This is a genomic window from Glacieibacterium arshaanense, assembly GCF_004681125.1.
Lineage (GTDB): Bacteria > Pseudomonadota > Alphaproteobacteria > Sphingomonadales > Sphingomonadaceae > Polymorphobacter_A > Polymorphobacter_A arshaanense.
Genome location: NZ_SIHO01000002.1, coordinates 89,396 through 111,685, shown reverse-complemented (window position 1 = coordinate 111,685; position 22,290 = coordinate 89,396). Strand labels below are relative to the sequence as shown.

The window sequence follows — 22,290 nt, the reverse complement described above, 5'->3', positions numbered from 1 at the left end:
GCACGAACGCGCGTTTCAGGCAATGTCGGGTTGGCGTGGCGATGCGGCTACTCGCCGAAATCGACGAGCTGGTTGTTGAGCGGCAGCCGGTTGACCTGTGGCCCCGCCAGCGCCCTGGCATCGATGACGGCCGCCGCCCCTTGGCTGAACACTGCCTCGCCACTGGCGTCGTCCATTACGCCCTGGCCGGTGAAGCGCGTGAAGACATAGGGCAGGCCGTTGGCATCGAGCGGCGACGGGCCGTCCATGACGTGGAAGTGCAGGTGCGGCGCATCGGTGTTGCCGGTGTTGCCGAGCAAGGCGATGACGTCGCCGGTCTTGACCTTGTCGCCCAGCTTGACGCGCAGGCTGCCGGGCTGGAGGTGCGCGAAGAACGCGTAGTTGCCGCCGCCGATGTCGATGACCAGCATGTTGCCGCCGATGTTTTCGGTTGTGATGCCTTTGGCATCGGCGCCCGGCACTTGCTCGACGGCGCTGGTGTAGATGTTGACCACGGTGCCGTCGGCGACCGCATGCACTGGCGTGCCGAAATAGGCGTAGCTGGTGAGCTGGTCGATCTTGCCGGTGTAGAGCCGGTGCTGGCTGTCGAGCTGCACCCAGTCGATGGCGAAGCGTTCGGGGACGCGCAGCGTGCCGTTCACCGCCATGACAGCGCCGCGGTGCGAGGTCTTGGCGTCGCAGCAGCCGTTGACCGCGACCCAGTTTGCCCCGCGCAGCGGCGGCGCGATAACCACCGCCGGCTTGCCGGGCACGGCGGTCGCGCCGCTGAAGCTGATCGTCGCGGGCACCGGCTCGGTGTTGGGGAACGGCGCCGGCTTGCCGTCGGCGCCGGCGATCTGGCGGGTCAGCGTGACGTGCGCGGTGACGCTGGCGGGTAGTGCGCCGGCGAATGCGGCGTCGAGGAAGATGATCGCGGTGCCGCCCGGCGCGATGGTGGTGCCCTCGCCGCTGTAGAGCGTCGCCATCGCCGCGAGCGCCGGGCCGCTGAGGCTCGACACGACGGCACCCGCCGGATCGACCAGCTCTACACGGTCGAGCGTCAGGAACAGCTTGCTGGCATTGCTCGCCACCAGTTCATACGCCAGATGCGTGCGGTCATCGCTGCCGGCCACCGGGTTGGGCATCGAAATCGGCCGCAGCGCCAGTGAACTCAGGACCTCGCCGGTCTTGAGCGACTGCGCCGCCAGCGGTGTCGCGGTCGCAGCAAGCAGCAGCGCCGCAGCGGTTGCGATCCAGCTTATGACCATATCCGGTGTCCCCCTTTCGCCTGCCCGCACAGTCTAGCGGCCCCGCCAACGAGTGCAATGCGACGGACGCTGTACCGGATGCGTTAAAACGACTTTGCAGCGACTCAGGAATTTGTTATGGTCGTCGTATTAGGTGGGTGAGCGAGATTCAAATGCAGAGTCAAAGCTTTGTTACGCGTTGCTGGCGCAGCATGCTAATTGCTGCGACCGTTCTGACGGCAGCCGCCACACCGGTCGCCGCGAAGAGCCTGTACGCCGAGCCCAAGTATGCCGCGATCCTGCTCGATGCCAAGTCGGGCGAAGTGCTCTATTCGCGCCAGGCCGATGCGCCGCGTTACCCCGCGTCGATCACCAAGGTGCTGACGCTCTACATCGCCTTCGAGGAGCTTTCGAAGGGCCGGATGCAAATGTCGGACAAGATCGTCATGTCGCGCTTCGCGACGACGCAGGCGCCGTCGAAGCTCGGGCTCAAGCAGGGCGCGACCATCACTGTCGAAGACGCGATGAACGTGATCGCCACCAAGTCCGCCAATGACATCGCCGTGGCGCTTGCCGAACATATCTCGGGCTCCGAAATCGCCTTCGCGTCGCGGATGACATCCACTGCGCGCCGGCTCGGCATGAAGTCGAGCACCTTCGTCAACGCCACCGGCCTGCCCGATGACCGCCAGCTGACCACGGCGCGCGATATCGCCACGCTGAGCCGCGCGGTGTTGCGCGACTATCCGCAATATTACCCGATCTTCTCGCAGGAATCGGTCGAATACAAAGGCCAGGAAATCGAAAGCCACAACCATCTGCTCGGCGTGCTGCCGGGCGTTGACGGCATCAAGACCGGCTATACCGCCGCCGCCGGCTTCACGCTGGCCGCCAGCGCCAAGCGCAACAACCAGCGGCTGATCGCTGTCGTGCTCGGCGGCCCGAGCCGGCTGGCGCGCGACAACAACATCACCGACCTGATCGACACCGGCTTCTATGTCATGGACCGCCGCGCGCACGGCGAACGCATCACCGTCGCGATGAACCTCGCCGAGCCCGAAGACCTGTCCGACGGCGCGCTCGAAACGCTGGTCGAACAGGGCTCGGGTGATGACAGCATCCACGTCAACGCCCTGCCGCCCGTGCAGGCCCCGCCGCCGCTGCTGGCGCGCCAGCAACCGAAGAAGTCGCGCGGCGACTGAAGCCGCGTGCAGCGCCGCCGGATTTCGTCGGGCTCAAGCTTCGAAGCGCAAATCGGCTATTCGCGCGCGCTCGTCGTGCCCGATGCGGGCGGTGACTGGATCTTCGTCTCGGGCACCACTGGCTTTGACTATACCGCCATGAAACTCGCCGACGGCGTCGTCGCGCAGTGCGAGACCGCACTCGCCAATATCGCCAGGGCCCTCGCCGACGCCGGCAGCAGCCTCGATGACGCCGTCCGCGTCCGCTACATCCTCCCCGACGGCGGCGATTTCGAAGCCTGCTGGCCGGTGCTGCGCGCGGCGTTCGGCAAGGCGCTGCCGGCCGCGACGATGATCATCGCGCAGTTGATGGACCCGGCGATGCGGATCGAAATCGAGGTCACGGCGCGCAAGATGGCGGGCTGAAGGGCCTCCGGCGGGCAGGGCCTTGGCCCTGCACCCGGTTGTTTGGGGTGCACCCACGACGAATTTCCGGCCAGCGGATATCCCCGCCCCGGTCCATCGTCCTTGGGTACTGACCCCCACCGCCACGGTGGAGATGTAATCCTCTTCCCGATGACGGCGTCCTTGGGAGGGTTGCTGGGTCATCGGGAAGAGGCAGGCTTTGTGACGCTGATCGGGATAGCCGGGTCGGAGGACGTTTTTGCGGTTTCTTACGCCGCTAGCACTAGGGTCAGCACTGGTTTCAGTACAAAGTTTAGCACTAGGGTAGAGGTGTCCTCCTTGGAACACTTGGAGCTGAAGTTCCCGATCTAACAGAGCGCGGGGCTAAAAAGCGCGGCGGTGAGACGTCACGTCCGGGAACGCAAGTGGCGATCGTGAGCCCGGACAGGTTGGACGAGGAACTCCCATTTCCCGCCGCCTTGAGAGCATCACTAACCGATTCGGTTCGTAATGTCAAGTGAAATCGCGTTTTCGGCTCAGTTACCTGCGAGCGCCTCAAGCTTTGCAACGCGGCGAAGGTCGCGCAACGCGAAGAGTCCCCTGCACGAAAATGAACGATTGTGTTCACAACCTGATTATTCTGCTACGGAAACAATCAGGGCCGGCATGCGGTTGACCCTTTAACGGGGAAAACAACCATGATCCGGATTCGCAACCTTGCCGTGGCGGCTACTGCCGCCATACTATTATCAACGACGCCTGCGCTGGCGGTCGTCAAGATCGCCACTTACAGCGGCACTATTGCGGCAGGCTATGACGCCACCGGTGTTTTTGGCATGGCAAATACCGACCTGACGGGTGCCAGCTGGGTCGCAACATTTACCTATGACAAGACGCTCGGCGGCTTCCAGTCAACCGACGGCAGCAGCTTTGACCGCAGCAGTGGCGGCAGCAACAATTCCAATGGCTCGCCGATCATTGCCAGCGCGATCACAATCAAAGGTGTGTCTCGTACGATTCTGGGGCAGTTTGACGGCCAAGTCTATACGGCCTCCACTCCGCGCTTATTCCACCTCGCGGTTGATGTTTCCGATAACGGATTCTTCGGAACCGACAATGAACTCATTTTGGATGTGGTTCCAGTCAGCGCGCCTGGGTCGCTTGATCAGAACTTCGGGCCGGTCGCCGCCACGGTCAATTTCAGCTTTGTTCAGTTTTATACTTACGACGCATTGAGCTTCGCAACGTTGGAATCCGCCAGTGCCGATCTAGGCACCGACGTGACCTATTCGGTGTCAGACCCGCTTCCCGACACCGGCGCAGTCCCCGAACCTGCAAGCTGGGCGTTGATGATCGCCGGCTTCGGCCTCGTCGGCGCGGCGCAACGGCGGGTACTGCGCCGGCGCATGGTTGCTGCCACCGCCTGAACGATTGCGGCGCGACCGCGCGGGGCTATGCCCGGTGCGGTATCGGCTACCAAAGCTTGCCAAACGACCTGCGAGCCGCCACCTACGGCTCCATGGCCGTCCGTTCGCCCTGTAACAACGTCTGCACCATCGACCGTCGCAGTGGCTGGTGCGCGGGCTGCGCGCGCACGGTCGACGAAATCACGCGCTGGCCACTGGCGAGCGAGGCCGAGCGCGTCGCCATTGTCGCGGCGCTGCCCCAGCGGCGCGCCATTCTTGAAACACGCAAACGCTGGTGGCGACGATGAAACTTTCGGTCCTCGACCAAACGCCGATCCCCGACGGCAGCAGCGGTGCGCAGGCACTCGCCAACAGCATCGATCTGGCGCGGCACTGCGAGGCGCTGGGCTATCACCGCTACTGGGTTGCCGAGCACCACGCATCGGCAGCGCTCGCCGGTGCGGCGCCCGAAGTGCTGATCGCGGCGCTGGGGGCCGCAACGTCGCACATCCGGCTCGGGTCTGGCGGCATCATGCTGCCGCACTACAGCCCGTTCAAGATCGCCGAAGTGTTCAGCCTGCTCAGCGCACTCTATCCGGGGCGCATCGACCTCGGGCTCGGCCGCGCGCCGGGCAGCGACCAGCGCACCGCGGTCGCGTTGCAGCGCGACCGGCGCCAGCATGCCCCGAATGACTTCCCCAACCAGCTGGCGGAACTGCGCGGTTATCTCGACGACACTTTGCCCGAAGGCCATCCGTTCGCACCGCTGGCGGCGACCTTGCCCGGCGGCAGCGAAAAGCCCGAATTGTGGATGCTCGGCTCGTCGCCCGACAGCGCCGCCTGGGCCGCCGAGTTCGGCTTGCCCTATTGCTTCGCCGACTTTATCGCCGGGTTCGGCGCGGCCAACACGCGCAACTACCGCGCCGGGTTCAAGCCGTCCGATGCACTCGCCGCGCCGCAGACGATGGTGGCGCTGTGGACGGTGTGCGCCGAAACCGATGCCGAGGCCGAGCGACTGTCGCTGAGTTCGCGGATGATGCTGGCGCACCTGCTGATGGGCAAGTCGATCGCGGTGCCGTCACCCGAAACCGCTGCCGCGTGGCTGGCCGAGCACCCCGAAATGGCGCAGGCCCGCGCCGGCAGGCGGGTCATCGCCGGCTCGCCCGCGACGGTGCGCGCCGGTATCGAGGCCGCCGCCGTCGAATACGGCGCCGACGAGGTCATGCTGGTCAACATCCTGTACGACCATGCAGCACGGCGGCGCAGCTATGCGCTGGTCGCCGAAGCGTTTTCGCTCGACGCCATCGCGGCTTGACAGCAGCGTCGCGCCCGACCTTTAACGCCCGCGTGACGCAGCCAGGAAACGCCAACGTGCCAGCGCAAAAACCGGTCAGGCTCCTCGCCATCGCTTCGGGCGGCGGTCATTGGGTGCAGCTGCTGCGGCTGCGCCCGGCGTGGGAGGGCTGCGCGGTCAGCTATGCCAGCGTCCACGCCAGTTCGGCCGATGATGTGCCGGGCTGCCCCTATTATGATTTCACCGATGCGTCGCGGCGCTCGCTGTGGCGCTTCCCGCTGGTGGCGCTGCAGATGCTGTGGCTGCTGCTGCGGGTGCGCCCGCAGGTCATCGTCACCACCGGTGCGATGCCGCCGCTGATCGCGCTGGTGCTCGGCCGGCTGTTCGGCGCGCGGACGCTGTGGGTCGACAGCATCGCCAACAGCGAGCGGCTGTCGGGGTCGGGCGATATCGCGCGGCGGTTTGCGCACCAGGTCATCACGCAATGGCCCGACCTCGCGCACGGCAACGACCCGGCCTATTGGGGGAGCGTACTTTGATCTTCGTTTCGGTGGGTTCGATGCTGCCGTTCGAGCGGCTGGTGCAGGCGATGGACGCATGGGCGGGCGCACACCCCGACACCAAGGTCGTCATCCAATACGGCAACGGCGCCTACAAGCCGCGCCATGCGCAGGGCTTCGCGATGATCCCGGCGGCGGAATATCGCCGGCTGGTGGCCGATGCGCAGCTGTTCGTCGCGCACGCTGGCATGGGCTCGATCATCACCGCGATCCAGGCCGGCAAGCCGCTGCTGATGCTGCCGCGGTTGCAGACGCTGGGTGAACACAATACCGATCACCAGCTGGCGACGGTCAAGAATGTCGGCAATCGCCCCGGGCTGTATTCGGCCGCTGACGAGGTCGAGCTGGTTGCCACCATCGACCGGCTGCTCGCCGCCGGCGCGGCCATCCCGGCGCCGATTTCGCCGCATGCCTCGCCCGAACTCATCGCCAATATTCGTGGGTTCATCCACGGCAAGAAGGTCGCCTGATGTCGCTCGTTGAAATCAAGTCCACGCACAATCCGTTCCGCTACACGCTGGCGGTCGAGCCGCGCATCAGCGTCGGCCCGCCGGGCAAGCAGTTCCTGTTCGGCGGCGCCGGCATGGCGGCCGCGGTCGCCGCGCTCGAAGCGACGACGCAGCGCCCGACGATCTGGGCGACGGCGCAGTACCTCAGCTACGCGCGCCCGCCGTCGGTGATGGACCTTGACGTGCTGGTGCCGGTTTCGGGCAAGCACACCAGCCAGGCGCGCGTCATCGCGCATGTTGCCGACGCCGAAATCCTGACGGTCAACGCCGCGCTCGGCAGCCGGCCGGGCGATGTTTCGGAGCAATGGGCGGTCGCCCCCAACGTGCCGGCGCCCGAAGACTGCCCGGTGCGTGAACACAGCTGGGCGCGCGACGGCGAAGACATCCACATGCTGTTCGACGAACGCGCCATCAAGGGCCGCTTCGGCAAGCAACGCGAAGGCGGCGCCAGCGACGATGGCCATTGCCTGCTGTGGGTGCGCCCGCGCGACCCCGCAACGCCGATCGACCGTGTCGCACTCGCCGTCATCGCCGACTTCCTGCCATCGGGCATCGGCAGCGCGCTCGGCCGCATGGCCGGCGGCAACAGCCTCGACAATACGCTGCGTATCCGCGGGCTGGTCGAAACCGACTGGGTGCTGTGCGACATCCGCATCCACGCCGCACACGCCGGTTTCGTGCATGGCCGGATGCACCTGTTCGCGCGCGACGGGACGCTGATGGCGACGGCGAGCCAGTCGATGATTTTGCGGATTCACGATTAAGGGCCTCCGGCGGGCAGGCCTGAGGCCTGCACCCGATTGAAGAGCGCCAAACAAATGGGTGCAGGGGTCACCCCTGCCCGCCGGAGGCTCTTTGCTTGACTCGCTATCTTTGATATGACACTCCGAGTGTCATAACTATACCCCAGGGAGCGATGATGAAGATTCTGCGGACGCCCGATGACCGTTTTACCGGCCTGGCCGACTGGCCGTTCGAGCCGCGCTACATGGTGCTGCCGGGCACCGAGCTGCGGCTGCACTATGTCGATGAAGGTCCCAGGGATGCCGCGCCGATCCTGCTGCTCCACGGCGAGCCGAGCTGGGCGTATCTGTACCGCAAGATCATTCCGCTGCTGGTGGCGAAGGGCCACCGCGTGCTGGCGCCCGATTTGATCGGCTTCGGCCGTTCGGACAAGCCGGCGGCGCGCACCGACTATACGTTTGAACGCCATGTCGGCTGGCTCGACAGCTGGTTCATGGGGCTCGACCTCAAGAAAGTGACGCTGTTCTGCCAGGACTGGGGCGGGCTCATAGGGCTGCGGCTGGTCGCGGCGCACCCTGAACGCTTCAAGGCGGTGTGCGCGGGCAATACCGGGCTGCCGGTCGGCACCGGCATGAGCGACGGCTTCAAGGCGTGGCTGCATCTCAGCCAGACAATTCCCGAAATGCCCATCGGCGGCCTGCTCAACATGGGCAGCACCCGCGAGCTGACGCCGGCCGAAATCGCCGCCTATGACGCGCCGTTTCCCGATGAAAGCTACAAGGAGGGCGCGCGCCAGTTCCCGACTTTGGTGCCGGTGACGCCCGAGCATGGCTCGGTCGCCGAGAATATCGCGGCGTGGCAGGTGCTCGAAAAGTTCGACAAGCCGTTCATGACGGCGTTCAGCGACAATGACCCCGTCACCAAGGGCGGCGAGGCGATCTTCAAGGCGCGCATCCCCGGCACCAAGGGGCAGCCGCACGTCATTCTGTCGGGCGGTCACTTCCTGCAGGAAGACAGCCCCGCCGAAATCGCCGCGATTCTCGATCGGTTGGCCAGCTAGCCCGTCAGTACCAGATGGCGACGCCAATCATCGCCAGCACCGACAGCGTCATCGAGATGATCAGCACGTAGCGCACGACGTGCGGCGTGCTGCCGGCGCGGGCCTGTTCGGCGGTCAGGATGATCGGTTTGTCGTCCATATGGAGGTCCTTGTTTTACAAGGCTTCCAACGCCTGTTCGCCGCAGTGGTTCCGATTGCGCGACAAGATGGTGGTGATCGCATTGTCGTGGAGCCTCTACCGCTGCCCGCCCGAAACGCGCTACACCCGCTCCATGACCGCGCCCGACCTAGCCACGCTGCGTGCTGCCTTTGCCGGGCGGCTTCTGACCGATGCGGGTGACATGGCGCCGTTCCTGACCGACTGGCGCGGGCGCTATACCGGTCGGGCGCTAGCGGTGGCGCAACCTGACAGCACCGCCGATGTCGCCGCCGTGGTGCGCTGGTGCGTGGCGCAAGGTGTCGCGGTGGTGCCGCAGGGCGGGAACTCAGGATTGTCGGGGGGCGCGACGCCGGACGCCAGCGGCAATGCGGTGGTCCTGTCGCTCGCACGGTTGAACCGGGTACGCGCGGTTGATCCGGTCGGGAATACGCTGACGGTCGAGGCCGGGTGCATCCTCGCCAATGTCCAGGCCGCTGCCGAGGCGGTCGACCGGCTGTTCCCGCTTAGCCTCGCGGCGGAGGCGACGTGCACGATCGGCGGCAACCTGTCGACCAACGCCGGCGGCACGGCAGTGCTGCGTTACGGCAACGCGCGCGCGCTGTGCCTGGGGCTTGAGGTCGTGACTGCCGACGGCGAGATCTGGGACGGGCTGCGCACGCTGCGCAAGGACAACACCGGCTATGCACTGCGCGAGCTGTTCATCGGCGCCGAGGGCACGCTCGGCATCATCACCGCAGCGGTGCTGAAGCTGTTTCCGCGGCCGCGCGGGCGCGCGGTCGGCTGGGCTGCGGTCGACAGTCCAGCAGCGGCGCTCGACCTGCTGGCACATGCGCAGGCCGGGCTGGGCGACACGCTGACCGCGTTCGAGCTGGTGTCGGACGTCGCGCTGGAGCTAGTCATCGAACATTTCCCCGGCAGCCGTGCGCCGCTGGGCGGCACGTCGCCGTGGCACGTACTAATCGAGGTATCGTCGCTCGAATCAGCGGCGGCAGCGCAAGCGGCGCTCGAAGCGGCGCTCACCAAGGCACTGGTCAGCGACGCAACGCTCGCGGCGAGCGAGGCGCAGGCGACCGCGCTATGGGCGTTGCGCGAAAACATCTCCGAAGCGCAGGCGCGCGCCGGCAAGAACGTCAAGCACGACATTGCCGTACCGATCGCGGCGCTGCCGGCGTTCATCACCGCCGCGTCGCGCGATCTCCACGCGGCGTTTCCCGGCATCCGGTTGGTAGTGTTCGGCCACATGGGCGACGGCAATCTGCACTTCAACGTCTCGCCGCCGGTGGGCGCAGACCATGACGCGTTCCTGCGCAATCAGGACGCGATCAACCGCATCGTCCATGATCTGGTCGCGGGTTTCGACGGGTCAATTTCCGCCGAACACGGCCTTGGTGTGCTGCGCCGCGACGAGGCGGCGCGTTACAAGTCACCGGTCGAACTGGCGCTGATGCGGCGGGTCAAAACGGCGCTCGATCCGGCGGGGCTGATGAATCCGGGGAAAGTGATTCAGTAAGAGCCTCCGGCGGGCAGGCCTGAGGCCTGCACCCATTTGAAGAGCGCCTAATAATTGGGTGCAGGCCTCAGGCCTGCCCGCCGGAGGCCCTTATTCTTAACGCCGTGCGCGAATGACCGCCGCATACACCGACAGCACAATGACAGCGCCGATGACGCCGCCGATGATGCCGGCGCGTTCGCCGGCGCTGTAGATGCCGAGTTGCTGGCCGAGCCAGGTGCCCACGAAGGCGCCGAGGATGCCGAGCGCGACGGTGACGAGGCAGCCTTGCGGATTGGGGCCGGGAGTGACCGCCTTCGCCAATATGCCGGTGATGAAGCCGGCGATGATGGTGCCGATGATGCCGCCCATGTGGACCCCCCAGGTCAATGCAGTGCCGTCAATTCAGGCCATTGTTATCGCATAGGAACTGCATCAAGTCATCGGGTTTTGCCACCGTTCGGCGCGTGCGACACCCTGCACCGGAACCGGCGTTGCGGCGGGTCGTTGTGGTGGTATCGACAACAGCCAATGGAGCGACCGCATGCCCACCCCGCAGGACCTCGAAGCCAAATTCTGGAAGGCGCTTGGCGCCGACATGACGATGATGATCGGCATCGACGGCACCGATGACGGCCATGCCCGGCCGATGACCGCACAGTTCGAAAACGACCGCGGCCCGATCTGGTTCTTCACCTCGACCGACAACGGCCTGGCGCAGTCGCTCATGGCCGGCAGCCGCGCCATCGCCACCTATGCCGCAAAGGACCATGACCTGTTCGCGACGGTGCACGGCAATCTGTCGCGCGATGCCGATGCCGCAACGATTGACCGGCTGTGGAATCGCTATGTCGCGGCCTGGTACACCGGCAAGGATGACCCCAAGCTGGTGCTGTTGCGCCTCGATCCCGAGCGCGCCGAAATCTGGCTCAACGAATCGAACGTCTTCGCCGGGCTGAAGATGCTGTTCGGCATGGACCCGAAGCCCGATTACAAGGACAAGGTCGCCGAAGTCACACTCGGCTGAGGCGTGCGGCGCGCCAGGCTGGCCTTGCGCGCCGACTCCACTATTTCTCGCGGAAAGCGTTGTCGCTCATCTTGCTGACCGGCGTCAGCAGGTACGACAGGATCGAGCGCTTGTGGCCGAGCACATCGACTTCGGCGATCATGCCGACACCGATCGGCAGTGGCTGGCCATCGGGCGAGGTCAGGCCCTTGCCTTTGGTGGTGACGCGGATGGTGAAGAAGCTTTCGCCGGTCTTTTCGTTGACCGTCGCGTCGGGCGAGATGCGTTCGACGACACCTTCGAGGCCGCCATAGACCGAATAGTCGTACGCTGTCAGCTTGACGAAGGCGCGTTGGCCGATGTGGACGAAGGCGATGTCGGCGGGGCGGACTTGCGCTTCGACGACCAGCGTATCGCCAACCGGCACGATTTCGACGAGCGGCTCGCCCGGCCGCACGGTGCCACCGATGGTGGTGACGAGCACGCGGTTGACGGTGCCGGCGATCGGCGCCTTGAGCTGGGTGCGGGCGACGCGGTCTTCGAGCGCCGGCAGCGTTTCGCCCTGCCCGGCGAGTTCGGTGCGGACCTGCGTCAGTTGCTCGACCGCCTGCGCGCGGAAATGGTCGCGGACGTTGCGCAGTTCGGATTCGGATTGCGTCACCGCGCTGGCGGCGCGGCGCACCGCAAGGTCGGCGCTCGTCTTGCCGGCGCGCGCCTGCGCAGCGATCGATTGCGCGCGCACCAGTTCGATCTGTGGCTCGATGCCCTTTTCGACGAGCGGCGCCACCATCGATAGTTCGCGGGCGCGCAGGTCCGATTCCTGCGCGCGCGCCGATGCGGCGGCTTCGGCTTCGCCGAGCGCGCGCCGCGCCTGGTCGAGGCGTGCCTGCGCGGCGCTGGTTTCGGTGGTGAGGTTGGCCATTTGCGCCGAATGGACGGCGCTTTCGGTGGTCACCACCGACGGCGTGCGGGCGGCCAGCCCTTCGGGAAAGCGCAGCGGCGTGCCGGCGACTTCGGCCTGCAACCGTGCGGCACGCGCCACCAGCGCGTCATAATTGCCGCTGGTCTTGCCGAGTTCGGCGCTGAATATCGTCTTGTCGAGTTCGAGCAGCACCTGGCCCGCCGCAACCTTCTGCCCTGGCTTGACGAGGATAGCCTTGACGACGCCGCCTTCGAGGTTCGAGACGATCTGCAACTGCTTCGACGGGATGACGCGGCCTTGCGCGGTCGCGACTTCGTCGACCTTCGAAAACGCCGCCCACAGGATCATCACCACGAAAAATCCGGTGATCGTCCACAACAGCAGCCGCGCCGCGCGCGACGGTTCGAGCCGCGCCGGAATCGATTCGATGGCGTCGGTGAGCGTGTTGGTCATGACGGCCTCCCGCCGGCGAGCGCCTTCAAGACATCGTCGCGCGGGCCGTTGGCGACGATCTTGCCCTTGTCGAGCATCAGGATGCGGTCCACGAGCTTGAGCATCGACTGGCGATGCGTGACGAGCACGACGGTGCGGTCCTTGAGCTTGGTTTCGAGCCGCGCGATCAGCGCATTTTCGGACTGGATATCCATCGCCGAGGTCGGTTCGTCGAACAGCAGGATCGGCCTGTCGAGCGTCAGCGCCCGGGCAATCGCAATCGACTGGCGCTGCCCGCCCGACAGGCCTTCGCCGCGGTCGGCAAGCCGCAAGTCATAGCCGTTCGGCATCTGGCCGACGAAATCATGCGTGCCCGACAGCTGTGCGGCGGCGAGCACCGCGGCATCATCGACGGCATGGTCGCCGAGCGAGATATTCTCGCGGATCGACCCCGACAGCAGGAACACATCCTGCAGCACCGCGCCGATGTTGCGGCGCAGGTCATCGGGGTGGAGCTGGCGGACATCGGCATCATCGACCAGGATGACGCCTTCGTCGGGCTGGTAGAGCCCGAGGATGAGCCGCGCGATCGTCGATTTGCCCGAGCCGACGCGGCCGAGGATCGCGACCTTCTCACCGGCCTTGATGGTGAACGACACATTGTCGAGCACGCGCGTGCTGGCGCCGGGATATTTGAAGCTGACGTTGCGGAATTCGATGGCGCCCGACAGCCGTTCGCGGCGCAGATAGGTGACGTCTTCGCGGGCTTCGTTGCCGCCCTGCATCAGCTTGTCGATCTGCGCATAGGCGGTGCGCGTGTGGTGCAGGCGCGTCAGCAGGCTGGCGATCTGGCCGAGCGGCGCGACGCAACGCCCCGACAGGATCGAGCAGGCGACCAGCCCGCCCATTGTCAGCTCGCGGTTGGCGATCAAATAGACGCCGTAGATGACGACGCCGATATAGGCGATGTTCTGCACCGTGCCGGCGACGTTGATCGTCAACGCCGACACCAGCCGCAGCTTGAGCGACGAGGCGGCCTGATCATCGACGGCATTGGCCCAGCGCCGCGCCAGCAGCGGGCCGGCCTGTGAGGATTTGACGGTTTCGAGGCCCGAAATCGCCTCGACCAGCACGCCCTGCTTCGACAGCCCCTGCCCCAGCCCTTCGGCCGACAACCGCGCCAGTGCCGGCTGCGACAGATAGCCGACGCCGATGACCAGCGGCACCATCAGCAGCGGCACGATGACCAGCGGGCCGCCAATCGCCCAGATAACCACCAGGAACAGAATGATGAACGGCACATCGACGAGCGCGGCGAGCGTCGCGCTGGCGAAGAAGTCGCGCAGCGCTTCGAACTCGCGCAGCAGTCCGGCGAACGCGCCGCTCGAACCGCGGCGGTTTTCGAGGCGCATCGACAGCATGCGGTCGAAGATCGCGGCGCCGACGGTGCGGTCGATGCGCTGCCCGGCGACATCGATGAAATAACCGCGCAGCGACTTCAGGATGAAATCGAACACCAGCACGATGGCGACGCCGATCGACAGCGCGACCAGCGACTGGGTGGCGTTGTTGGGGACGATGCGGTTGTACACCGTCATCGAAAACAGCGAGGTCGCGAGGCTGAACAGGTTGATCATCACCGCCGCGACGGCGACCTGCATATAGATGTGCGCGTTGTCGCGGATCGGGTCCATCAGCCATGGCGAAATGCGCGGTTTCGGTGGGGGGATCGACAGGTCGGGGTGCTTGTCGGCGCGGTACGAACGCGGCGCGCGCGGCGATTCCGGCGCGGCTGCCAGCGGCACGGTCTCGTTCATTGCCCCATCTCCCGGCTGGTCAGTTTGATGCCGAATACCGGCAGCATTTCGCCGGTGCGGGCCAGCAGGACATAGCGTGCGACGTCAAGTTCGACAGCCCCCTGCAGATAGTTCGATGCGCTGTTGAAGAAGTCCTGCTCGGCGCGCAGCAGGTCGAGCAGCGAGCCGCGCGAAACGCGGAACTGTTCGACGAACATGTCGCGCGACCGGCGATTGGCTTCATAGGCATCGGCCAGCGTATCGGTCGAGCTTTCAAGCAGCGCGATGTCGCTCCACGCCACGCCGGCATCGCGCGCGGTTTCGTTGGCGATGCGCGTCGTCACGTCCTCGGCACGCTGGTAGCGTGCCTTGGCCTGCGCGATGCGCGCCTGCGCGGCGCCGCCGGCGGTCAGCGTCTGGCGCAGCAACAGTTGCGCCCGCACGTCATAGTCCTGCGCGCCGCCCGACAGGTCGTACAGGCTGCCGGTGACGCCCGCCGACAGCCGCGGCAGCGCATCGCCCTTCGCCGCCGACCAGTCGCCCTTGGCGGCGGCGGTCTGCGCCGATGCGGCCGATACCGCAGGTGCGTCCTTGCTCAGCGCCAGTGCGTCGGCGAACGAGGTCGCCGATGACTGCGGCGGCAGCGGCCGCGTCAGGTGCAGCGGCGCGTCGACGCCGAACAGCTCACGGTAATTGCCGCGCGCGCTTTCAAGCCGGCGCTGGAAACGAATGCCCTGGACCTGCGTATCCGCGAGAAAGGCCTGTGCCTGCGCGACTTCGCTGCCGCTGCCGAGGCCCTGCTTGAAGCGCGTCTGGGTGTCGGCGAGAATCTGCTGGTGGCGCGTCACGCTGGCGGCATTGAGCTCGATGAGAATCTGGAACGTCAGCACGTCGTAATAGGCGGTGACGGCGCGCAGCGCGGTATCGGTGGCGACGCGCGCGACTTCGGATTCGGCGGCCTTGACGCGCGCACTAGCGGCGGAGACGCGGCTGCTGGTCGCGCCAAAATCGTAAACCAGCTGGTCGACATTGGCGATGGCGTCGTTGCGCAACGTCGGGCTGAGGCGTTCGACTTCGGTCTTGCTGCCCTGCAGGTGACGCGCAATCGAGCGGCTGCCCAGAACCTGCGCATCAAGCTTTGGAAACAGCCCGGCGCGGACTTCGGTGCGCACCGCGCTGGCTTCGACCTGCTGCTGGATGGCGGCGGTGACGGCGGGATGGACCTCGACCGCGTCACCGACGGTTTCGCGGAACGGCGCCGGCGGGGTGGCGTCGCGCATGAAGCGCAGAAACGGATCGCGGCTGAAGTCGATCTTCATCGGATTGCCCGACGGCGGCGGCAAGGTCGCAACGCCCGTCGGCAGCACCGGCCGCACTTCGGCCACCGGCGGCGCCGGCAGCGGCGCGACGGTCTGTGCCGCCAGCGGTGCGGCGAGGCAGGTCAACAGGGCGGGCAGCAACAAACGCAAAACTTGAACTTCCTTCAACGGCTGCGCACGACTTAGCGGCGAAAGCTTATGGCAAACTTACGCCGCCAACTCGGCAATAGCCAATACCGGTAAATCACTGCTAGATATTGGACATCCATAGCGTCGCGGGAGTGAAAAATGCGTGCCAACTTGATCAACACAGTGGCACGCGCCGCGCTTTCGGCACTGATCGTCGTTGGCGCCACCGCGCCGGCGCGCGCAGCTGACGCGCTAACCGCGGCTGCGACTGCCGAAACGCCGTATCTGACCGGGCTCTATACGCACCTCCATAGCAATCCCGAGCTGTCGTTCCAGGAAACCGCCACCGCCGCCCGCATGGCGACCGAGGCGAAGGCCGCAGGTTTCACCGTGACCACCGGCGTCGGCCAGAAGGGCGTCGTCGCTGTCATGGTTAACGGCCCCGGACCGGTGCTGTTAATTCGCACCGATATGGACGGGCTGCCGGTCAAGGAAGAAACCGGGCTGCCCTATGCCAGCACCGCGACCGGCAAGGCCGCCGACGGCAGCCTGACGCCGGTGATGCACGCCTGCGGCCATGACATCCATATGTCGGTGTGGGTCGGCGTGGCGCGCGCCATGGCGAAGGCCAAATCGCAATGGTCGGGCACGCTGGTGATGATCGCGCAACCCGCCGAGGAAATGATCGGCGGCGCCGACGCCATGCTCAAGGACGGGCTGTATTCGCGCTTCCCCAAGCCGCAATATGCCCTCGCCCTGCACGACGACAACCGCATCCCGGCCGGCAAGATGTCGGTGCCGCCGTACCGCGCGCTGGCGGCGGGGTCGTCGCTCGACATGGACGTGTTCGGCATCGGCGGCCACGGCGCCTATCCGGCGACCACCAAGGACCCGATCGTGCTCGCGGCGAACATCATCACCGGCATGCAGACGCTGATCAGCCGCGAGAACGACCCGTTCATGCCCGCGGTCATCACCGTCGGCTCGATCCACGGCGGCACCAAGCGCAACATCATCTCGAACGAGGTCAAGCTGGCACTCACCGTGCGCTCGTACGACAGCAAGCAGCAGGCGCGACTGATCGACAGCATCGGCCGCGTCGCCAAATACGAAGCGCTCGCCGCCGGCCTGCCCGATGACAAGCTGCCGACCGTCAAGGTCGTCGAAAGCACGCCGCCGACGCTCAACACACCGGCGTTCGCCGCGAAGGTCCAGGCGCTGTTCGTTCAACGCTTCGGCAAGGACCGCGTCGTCGACCTCGACCCGTCAATGGCCAGCGAGGACTTCAACGCCTTCGGCCTCGCCGACCCGTCAATCCAGACGGTGATCTTCTGGCTCGGCGCGGTCAAACAATCGACATATGACGCCGCGAAGGCCGCCGGCACCACGACACCATCGCTGCACAGCTCGAAATTCGCCCCCGACCCGGCGCCGACGATCGCCACCGGCGTCGAGGCGATGTCGGCGGCGGCGTTGATGGTTTTGGCGAAGTCGTAGAAAGGGCCTCCGGCGGGCAGGGCTGAGCCCTGCACCCGGCTTTCAGGCGTCGGCGCGGTTTTCGATGCGGGTGAGCCAATAGTCGGCGTCATAGGTCGCGTCGCCGGTGAGGTAGCGCCACAGCTTGATGCGATTCAGGAACTCCAGCCGCCCGGTGTCGTTTTCGAACCAGGGTTCGGGGGTCATCAGAATCTGTTCGACGCTGGGTGGCGGCGGCGCCTTCAGATAGAAAATCGGCCGCTGCGCCGCCTGCGGCACCAGCGTCGACACATCGAACTGGCGCACCTGCGACTGGCTCGGGTTGATGCGGATCTTGAACATCGTGCGGGTGCGGTCCGACAGGTTGACGCCGCCGCCGTGCCAGATGCCCGAATGGATGAACAGCAGCGTGCCGGCCTTGCACACCATGTGCTGCTGGCCGCGGATATTCTGGTAGCGCGCGATCGCCGCCTCGCTGACCTTGCGCAAATGGCTGCCGGGCAGGAAGCGCGTGCCCCCCATGTCGCGCGTCACCTCATGCGGATAGTACATGATCTGGATATCGAAGGCGCGACGCGGGTCGATCGTCGAGTCCTGGTGCAGGTGCTGCGAGACATTCTCGCCGCCGCCGGCTTCGTGATACGCCGGCGGGAAGGTGACGTGCAGGAAATGGTGGTCGAACACCGGCGCGGCGCCGACGAGGCTGCGTACCGCGCCCGCCAGCACCGGCAATTCGAGCAAGCGCGCCAGTGCCGAGCCCTTGGGGTAAACCTCGGCGAGCGGGGTGCCGGCGGCGACTTCGGGGACGCCGGCGCGCGCCATCATCTCGAAATAGGTCCACAGCAGCTTCTGCCCCGGCACCGGCGGCGCGATGTCGCCCATCTCGTCCAGAAACGCCGCGTTGATGTCATCGGGGACGACGGCGTCCATGCGCAGGAAGCCGCACGCGACAAAGCTCGCCATGGCTTCGGCATCAAGCAGCGGCAATGCGGTCATGGCGCCACCTCGACCAGCTTTTCGAAGAAGAATTCATATTTGAGATAGGCGAGGTCGAATTCCTCGCCGCGCGCGTGCGGCAGCAGCTGCGACGCCTGGAACAGCCGCCAGCCGTCCTTGAGCGCATCGAGGCCATTGCCATAGGGCGGCACCTCTTCGTCGCCGGCCATGCGCCGCGTCGCACCGGTGCCGTCATAGACCGACCAGCCGACGACCGCTGAATCGAGCGCCGAATTGGCCAGATAGAGCACCAGAACCTGTTGCCTGCGCATTGCGCCTCCCCTGCCGGCAACGCTAACACAGCGCGCGGCGGTGTCCAGACCGCAGCGACGTGCGGCGCTTCATCGCGCTGTCGCAATCGCAATTCATTCTGTTAGAGTGCCGCTCGAATCACCAAACCCCCACAAAAAACTAAGGAGCCTTGGGAATGCGCGACTATCTGAAATTTTACATCGACGGTGCCTGGGTCGACCCGGTCAAGGCCAACCCGCTCGACGTTATCAACCCGGCGACCGAAGCCGTTGCCGGCCGCATCAGCCTCGGCGGCACTGCCGATGTCGACAAGGCCGTCGCAGCTGCCAAGCGCGCCTTCCCGAGCTTCTCGCAGACCTCGCGCGCCGACCGGCTCGAGCTGCTCAACAACGTCATGGCCGAATACCAGAAGCGCTATGCCGAAATCGCCGCCGCGATCACCGAAGAAATGGGTGCGCCGGGCTGGCTCGCCATGCAGGCGCAGGCCGCCATCGGCATGGGCCATCTGCAGACCGGCATCGCCGTGCTGAAGGACTATAGCTTCGAGGAACTGCGCGGCACGACGATGCTCGCCAAGGAACCGATCGGCGTCTGCGCGTTCATCACGCCGTGGAACTGGCCGATCAACCAGATCGCCTGCAAGGTCGTTCCAGCGCTCGCCGTCGGCTGCACGATGGTGCTGAAGCCGTCCGAAATCGCGCCGTTCTCGGCACAGCTGTGGACCGAAGTCATGCATGCCGCGGGCGTGCCTGCCGGCGTGTTCAACCTCGTCAACGGTGACGGCCCGACTGTGGGCGCGGCACTGTCGTCGCACCCCGATGTAGACATGGTGAGCTTCACCGGTTCGACGCGTGCCGGCATCGAAGTCGCCCGCAACGCTGCGCCGACGGTCAAGCGCGTTGCGCAGGAACTCGGCGGCAAGTCGCCCAACATCATTCTCGATGACGCCAACCTCGAAACCGCGGTCGGCAGCGGCGTGGTCAGCATGATGATGAACTCGGGCCAGTCGTGCAACGCGCCGACGCGCATGCTGGTGCCCGCCGGCAAGATGGAAGCCGCCAAGGCGATCGCCAAGGCCGCTGCCGAAACCGTTACGGTCGGCTCGCCCGACGGCAACGCCAAGATCGGTCCGGTGGTCAGCGAAGTCCAGTGGAACAAGATCCAGGCGCTGATCCAGAAGGGCATCGATGAAGGCGCGACGCTGGTTTCGGGCGGCCCGGGCAAGCCCGAAGGTCTGGAAACCGGCTACTACGTCAAGCCGACGGTGTTCGCCGATGTCACCAACGACATGACCATCGCGCGCGAAGAAATCTTCGGCCCCGTGCTGGCGATGATGCCGTACAAGAGCGAGGAAGAAGCCATCGCCATCGGCAACGACACTGTCTACGGCCTCGCCGCCTATGTGCAGGGCGAGCCCGAGCACGCCCGCAAAGTCGCGCGCCAGATGCGCGCCGGCCAGGTGATCCTCAACTATGCCCAAGGCGACATGATGGCGCCGTTCGGCGGCTACAAGCAGTCGGGCAACGGTCGTGAGTGGGGTGACGCGGCGTTTGCCGAGTTCCTGGAAACCAAGGCTATCATCGGCTACGCTCCGGCTGCCGCAGCAGAATAAGCCGTTTACTTCTCCCCTCCCTGCAAGGGAGGGGTCGGGGGTGGGTAATCCGGCGGACGCCTGAACCACCCCCGACAGCGAAGAGCCCACCCCCGGCCCCTCCCTTGCAGGGAGGGGAGCAGAAGGTGCGAGCTTGTGCTCGCCGCTGCGCCTATCTTGGATTGGATCTCCCATGACCGCCTACATCGTCTTCACCCGCGAACGCCTCCGCGACCCTTCCGAATTCGCCACCTACGGCGAAAAGGCCGGCGCCACGCTCGCCGGTCACACCGCCAAGCCGCTGGTTTTCTACGGCAAGTCCGAAACGCTTGAAGGCGCGCCGATCGAAGGCGCCGTCATCGTCGAGTTCCCGAGCATCGAAGCCGCCAAGGCCTGGTACGATAGCCCGGCCTACAAGGAAGCCCGCGAACACCGCTTCAAGGGCGCCGACTACCGCGTCTTCATCACCGAAGGCATGTAAACAACCGCGCCAGCCAGCGGCGGGAGACAATCGATGAACTACGCATCGGCACTGTCACTACATCGCCGGCTGGCGCTCAGCCTGACAGCAACACTGGCGCTCGGTGCCGCCGCCGCAAGTGCGGCACCGATCACCGTATTCGTCGCGCGCCAGATCGTCACGATGGATGCGGTGCGCCCGACCGCTACGGCGGTGGCAGTGCGCGACGGCAAGATTCTCGGCGTCGGCTCGCTCGCCGACCTCGCGCCGTGGCTCAAGTCCGGCCCCTACACCATCGACGAGACCTTCAAGGACAAGGTGCTGCTGCCGGGCCTCATCGACCCGCACCTGCACCCATTGCTCGGCGCGCTGCAGTTCGGCACCGTGTGGATCACCCCCGAGCCCTGGGACATTATGGGCGTCAAAACCCCGGCAACGCAGGGGGCGGCGGCCTATATGGCGGCGCTCAAGGCAGCGTTCGCGGCGGACAAGGGCGACGATCCGTTCTTCATGACCTGGGGCTATAGCGAACCCGCGCATGGCCCGATGTCGCGGCAGATTCTCGACGGCTTGTCGACGACGCGGCCGATCATGGTGTGGCAGCGCTCGGCGCATGAAATCTACTGCAACACGCCGATGCTCGCCTATCTGGAGGCCCGCGGCGTCACCGAGGCGAAGCTCAAGGGCAACCCGCAAGTCGACTGGGCGAACGGGCATTTCTGGGAAGCCGGCTTCTTCAAGGGCGCGCTGCCGGCGATCGGACCGGCGCTGCTTGCGCCCGCGCGGGTCGACAAGCTGTTCCTGCGGACGCGCGACTATCTCAACTACAACGGCATCACCACCGTCGCCGACATGAACACCGGCGGCACCAACTGGGAGCTTGAAGTCGGCGCGCTGACGCGCAACTTCGGCGCTGCGGACTCACCGGTGCGCGTGCGGCTGACCCCCGATGTCGGGGCGCTGACCGGGTTCAAGGGCGCCGATGCGGCGCAGGCGTTCATCGCCGACGCCGCGCAGCACAACACCGACCATGTCTTCACCAACAACGCCGTCAAGCTGTTCGCCGATGGCGCGATGTTCAGCTTGGCGATGCAGATCCGCCCGCCCGGCTATATCGACGGCCACGCCGGTGAATGGCTGACCGAACCCGCGGCGTTCGAGACGCTGGCGCGGCGCTACTGGAACGCCGGCTACCAGATTCACGTGCATTCGAATGGCGATGCCAGCGACGACATGGTGCTCGACGTACTGCAGAAGCTCGAGGGCGAGCACCCGCGCATCAATCCGCGCTTCACGCTCGAACATTATGGCTACGCGACCGAAGCGACCAACCGCCGCGTCGCCGACCTTGGCGCGCAGGTGTCGGCGAACCCGTTCTACCTTTACGACCTCGGCGACAGCTATGCGCGGGTCGGGCTCGGCGCCGACCGCGCCGCGAGCATGACGCCGCTCGCCGGACTGGTGGCGCGCGGCGTGACGGTGTCGCTACATTCGGACTTTGCCATGGCGCCGGCGCAGCCGCTGCTCCTGGCGTGGACCGCGGTGACGCGCGAAACCATGTCGGGCAAGGTCATGGGGGCCGACCAGCGACTGACGCTCGACCAGGCGATGCGGGCCATCACTATCGATGCGGCCTACATCCTGCACCTTGAGGACAAGATCGGCAGCATCGTCGCGGGCAAACTCGCTGACTTCACCGTCGTCGACCGCAACCCCTATGACGTCGGCGCGGCGGGGCTGCGCGATATCAAGGTGTGGGGGACGGTGTATGAGGGTAGGCCGTTCAAGGCCAAGGCGGCAGTAAAATAGAGCCTCCGGCGGGCAGGCCTGAGGCCTGCACCCGATTGTTGGGTGCAGGGGTCACCCCTGCCCGCCGG

23 protein-coding genes are annotated in these 22,290 nt (G+C 66.0%); 15 read left to right on the top strand and 8 right to left on the bottom strand.

Going from position 1 to position 22,290, the window contains the following annotated elements:
* Nucleotides 1–47: 47 nt before the first annotated feature.
* Nucleotides 48–1,247, bottom strand: coding sequence for a M23 family metallopeptidase (locus EUV02_RS06745; RefSeq protein ID WP_135245495.1), 1,200 nt, complete (start codon nucleotides 1,245–1,247; stop codon nucleotides 48–50).
* Between the two features lie 191 nt (nucleotides 1,248–1,438).
* Here EUV02_RS06745 and EUV02_RS06740 point away from each other — a divergent pair, with 191 nt between their 5' ends.
* From EUV02_RS06740 to EUV02_RS06700, 9 genes are all read left to right on the top strand, one after another.
* Nucleotides 1,439–2,428 carry a D-alanyl-D-alanine carboxypeptidase family protein gene (locus EUV02_RS06740; RefSeq protein ID WP_135245494.1) on the top strand — a complete coding sequence of 330 codons (990 nt, stop codon included), beginning with the start codon at nucleotides 1,439–1,441 and terminating at the stop codon, nucleotides 2,426–2,428.
* Nucleotides 2,429–2,434: 6 nt separating this feature from the next.
* Nucleotides 2,435–2,833 (top strand): RidA family protein, encoded by a 399-nt coding sequence (locus EUV02_RS06735; protein WP_135245493.1) that lies wholly within the window; start codon nucleotides 2,435–2,437, stop codon nucleotides 2,831–2,833.
* 677 nt (nucleotides 2,834–3,510) lie between these two features.
* The gene (locus EUV02_RS06730) at nucleotides 3,511–4,239 is read left to right on the top strand and encodes a PEPxxWA-CTERM sorting domain-containing protein (RefSeq protein WP_243445806.1); all 729 of its coding nucleotides are present in this window, start codon (nucleotides 3,511–3,513) and stop codon (nucleotides 4,237–4,239) included.
* A 92-nt stretch (nucleotides 4,240–4,331) separates the two neighbouring features.
* Complete coding sequence (locus EUV02_RS06725) at nucleotides 4,332–4,526, top strand: DUF1289 domain-containing protein (RefSeq protein ID WP_135245492.1); 195 nt, start codon at nucleotides 4,332–4,334, stop codon at nucleotides 4,524–4,526.
* On the top strand, nucleotides 4,523–5,533 hold the full coding sequence (locus EUV02_RS06720; RefSeq protein ID WP_135245491.1) for an LLM class flavin-dependent oxidoreductase: 1,011 nt from the start codon (nucleotides 4,523–4,525) through the stop codon (nucleotides 5,531–5,533). Before EUV02_RS06725 ends, EUV02_RS06720 begins: the two co-directional genes overlap by 4 nt.
* A gap of 32 nt (nucleotides 5,534–5,565) precedes the next feature.
* Nucleotides 5,566–6,051, top strand: a complete 486-nt coding sequence (locus EUV02_RS06715; protein WP_135245490.1) for a glycosyltransferase family protein — start codon at nucleotides 5,566–5,568, stop codon at nucleotides 6,049–6,051.
* Entirely contained in the window at nucleotides 6,048–6,542 is a 495-nt protein-coding gene (locus EUV02_RS06710; protein WP_166430544.1) for a glycosyltransferase, read from the top strand. Before EUV02_RS06715 ends, EUV02_RS06710 begins: the two co-directional genes overlap by 4 nt.
* Nucleotides 6,542–7,345 carry an acyl-CoA thioesterase gene (locus tag EUV02_RS06705; RefSeq protein WP_135245488.1) on the top strand — a complete coding sequence of 268 codons (804 nt, stop codon included), beginning with the start codon at nucleotides 6,542–6,544 and terminating at the stop codon, nucleotides 7,343–7,345. The genes EUV02_RS06710 and EUV02_RS06705 overlap by 1 nt, the downstream gene beginning before the upstream one ends.
* Before the next feature lie 152 nt (nucleotides 7,346–7,497).
* Nucleotides 7,498–8,385, top strand: a complete 888-nt coding sequence (locus EUV02_RS06700) for a haloalkane dehalogenase (RefSeq protein WP_341533703.1) — start codon at nucleotides 7,498–7,500, stop codon at nucleotides 8,383–8,385.
* Nucleotides 8,386–8,389: 4 nt separating this feature from the next.
* On the opposite strand, the gene EUV02_RS16010 is transcribed toward EUV02_RS06700, so the two are convergent.
* Complete coding sequence (locus tag EUV02_RS16010) at nucleotides 8,390–8,524, bottom strand: hypothetical protein (RefSeq protein ID WP_279379504.1); 135 nt, start codon at nucleotides 8,522–8,524, stop codon at nucleotides 8,390–8,392.
* A gap of 10 nt (nucleotides 8,525–8,534) precedes the next feature.
* Between EUV02_RS16010 and EUV02_RS06695 the strand changes: the two genes are divergently transcribed.
* Nucleotides 8,535–10,055 carry an FAD-binding oxidoreductase gene (locus EUV02_RS06695; protein ID WP_243445805.1) on the top strand — a complete coding sequence of 507 codons (1,521 nt, stop codon included), beginning with the start codon at nucleotides 8,535–8,537 and terminating at the stop codon, nucleotides 10,053–10,055.
* Nucleotides 10,056–10,151: 96 nt separating this feature from the next.
* On the opposite strand, the gene EUV02_RS06690 is transcribed toward EUV02_RS06695, so the two are convergent.
* On the bottom strand, nucleotides 10,152–10,424 hold the full coding sequence (locus EUV02_RS06690) for a GlsB/YeaQ/YmgE family stress response membrane protein (protein ID WP_243445804.1): 273 nt from the start codon (nucleotides 10,422–10,424) through the stop codon (nucleotides 10,152–10,154).
* A gap of 154 nt (nucleotides 10,425–10,578) precedes the next feature.
* Here EUV02_RS06690 and EUV02_RS06685 point away from each other — a divergent pair, with 154 nt between their 5' ends.
* Nucleotides 10,579–11,061, top strand: coding sequence for a pyridoxamine 5'-phosphate oxidase family protein (locus EUV02_RS06685; RefSeq protein ID WP_135245487.1), 483 nt, complete (start codon nucleotides 10,579–10,581; stop codon nucleotides 11,059–11,061).
* A 40-nt stretch (nucleotides 11,062–11,101) separates the two neighbouring features.
* Here EUV02_RS06685 and EUV02_RS06680 read toward each other — a convergent pair whose 3' ends face one another.
* Genes EUV02_RS06680 through EUV02_RS06670 form a run of 3 tightly spaced genes read right to left on the bottom strand, consistent with a single transcriptional unit; the run spans nucleotide 11,102 to nucleotide 15,653 of the window.
* On the bottom strand, nucleotides 11,102–12,415 hold the full coding sequence (locus tag EUV02_RS06680) for an HlyD family type I secretion periplasmic adaptor subunit (protein WP_135245486.1): 1,314 nt from the start codon (nucleotides 12,413–12,415) through the stop codon (nucleotides 11,102–11,104).
* Nucleotides 12,412–14,211, bottom strand: a complete 1,800-nt coding sequence (locus EUV02_RS06675) for a type I secretion system permease/ATPase (RefSeq protein ID WP_135245485.1) — start codon at nucleotides 14,209–14,211, stop codon at nucleotides 12,412–12,414. Before EUV02_RS06675 ends, EUV02_RS06680 begins: the two co-directional genes overlap by 4 nt.
* Complete coding sequence (locus EUV02_RS06670; protein ID WP_166430543.1) at nucleotides 14,208–15,653, bottom strand: TolC family protein; 1,446 nt, start codon at nucleotides 15,651–15,653, stop codon at nucleotides 14,208–14,210. Before EUV02_RS06670 ends, EUV02_RS06675 begins: the two co-directional genes overlap by 4 nt.
* A 144-nt stretch (nucleotides 15,654–15,797) precedes the next feature.
* On the opposite strand from EUV02_RS06670, the gene EUV02_RS06665 reads away from it, so the two are divergent.
* Nucleotides 15,798–17,135 carry an amidohydrolase gene (locus EUV02_RS06665; RefSeq protein ID WP_135245483.1) on the top strand — a complete coding sequence of 446 codons (1,338 nt, stop codon included), beginning with the start codon at nucleotides 15,798–15,800 and terminating at the stop codon, nucleotides 17,133–17,135.
* Between the two features lie 42 nt (nucleotides 17,136–17,177).
* Here the strand turns inward: EUV02_RS06665 and EUV02_RS06660 are convergent, their stop codons facing one another.
* Nucleotides 17,178–18,110 (bottom strand): phytanoyl-CoA dioxygenase family protein, encoded by a 933-nt coding sequence (locus tag EUV02_RS06660; RefSeq protein WP_135245482.1) that lies wholly within the window; start codon nucleotides 18,108–18,110, stop codon nucleotides 17,178–17,180.
* Nucleotides 18,107–18,382 (bottom strand): hypothetical protein, encoded by a 276-nt coding sequence (locus EUV02_RS06655; RefSeq protein ID WP_135245481.1) that lies wholly within the window; start codon nucleotides 18,380–18,382, stop codon nucleotides 18,107–18,109. The genes EUV02_RS06660 and EUV02_RS06655 overlap by 4 nt, the downstream gene beginning before the upstream one ends.
* A 155-nt stretch (nucleotides 18,383–18,537) precedes the next feature.
* On the opposite strand from EUV02_RS06655, the gene EUV02_RS06650 reads away from it, so the two are divergent.
* The 3 genes from EUV02_RS06650 to EUV02_RS06640 all read left to right on the top strand — a co-directional run bounded on the left by EUV02_RS06650 (nucleotide 18,538) and on the right by EUV02_RS06640 (nucleotide 22,222).
* Nucleotides 18,538–19,974: an aldehyde dehydrogenase family protein gene (locus EUV02_RS06650; RefSeq protein WP_135245480.1), complete on the top strand. Its 1,437-nt coding sequence runs from the start codon at nucleotides 18,538–18,540 to the stop codon at nucleotides 19,972–19,974.
* Between the two features lie 172 nt (nucleotides 19,975–20,146).
* A complete protein-coding gene (locus EUV02_RS06645; protein ID WP_135245479.1) occupies nucleotides 20,147–20,434 on the top strand; it encodes a DUF1330 domain-containing protein in 288 nt (95 codons plus the stop codon).
* 33 nt (nucleotides 20,435–20,467) lie between these two features.
* Nucleotides 20,468–22,222 carry an amidohydrolase gene (locus EUV02_RS06640; RefSeq protein ID WP_135245478.1) on the top strand — a complete coding sequence of 585 codons (1,755 nt, stop codon included), beginning with the start codon at nucleotides 20,468–20,470 and terminating at the stop codon, nucleotides 22,220–22,222.
* The last annotated feature ends 68 nt before the right edge of the window (nucleotides 22,223–22,290 follow it).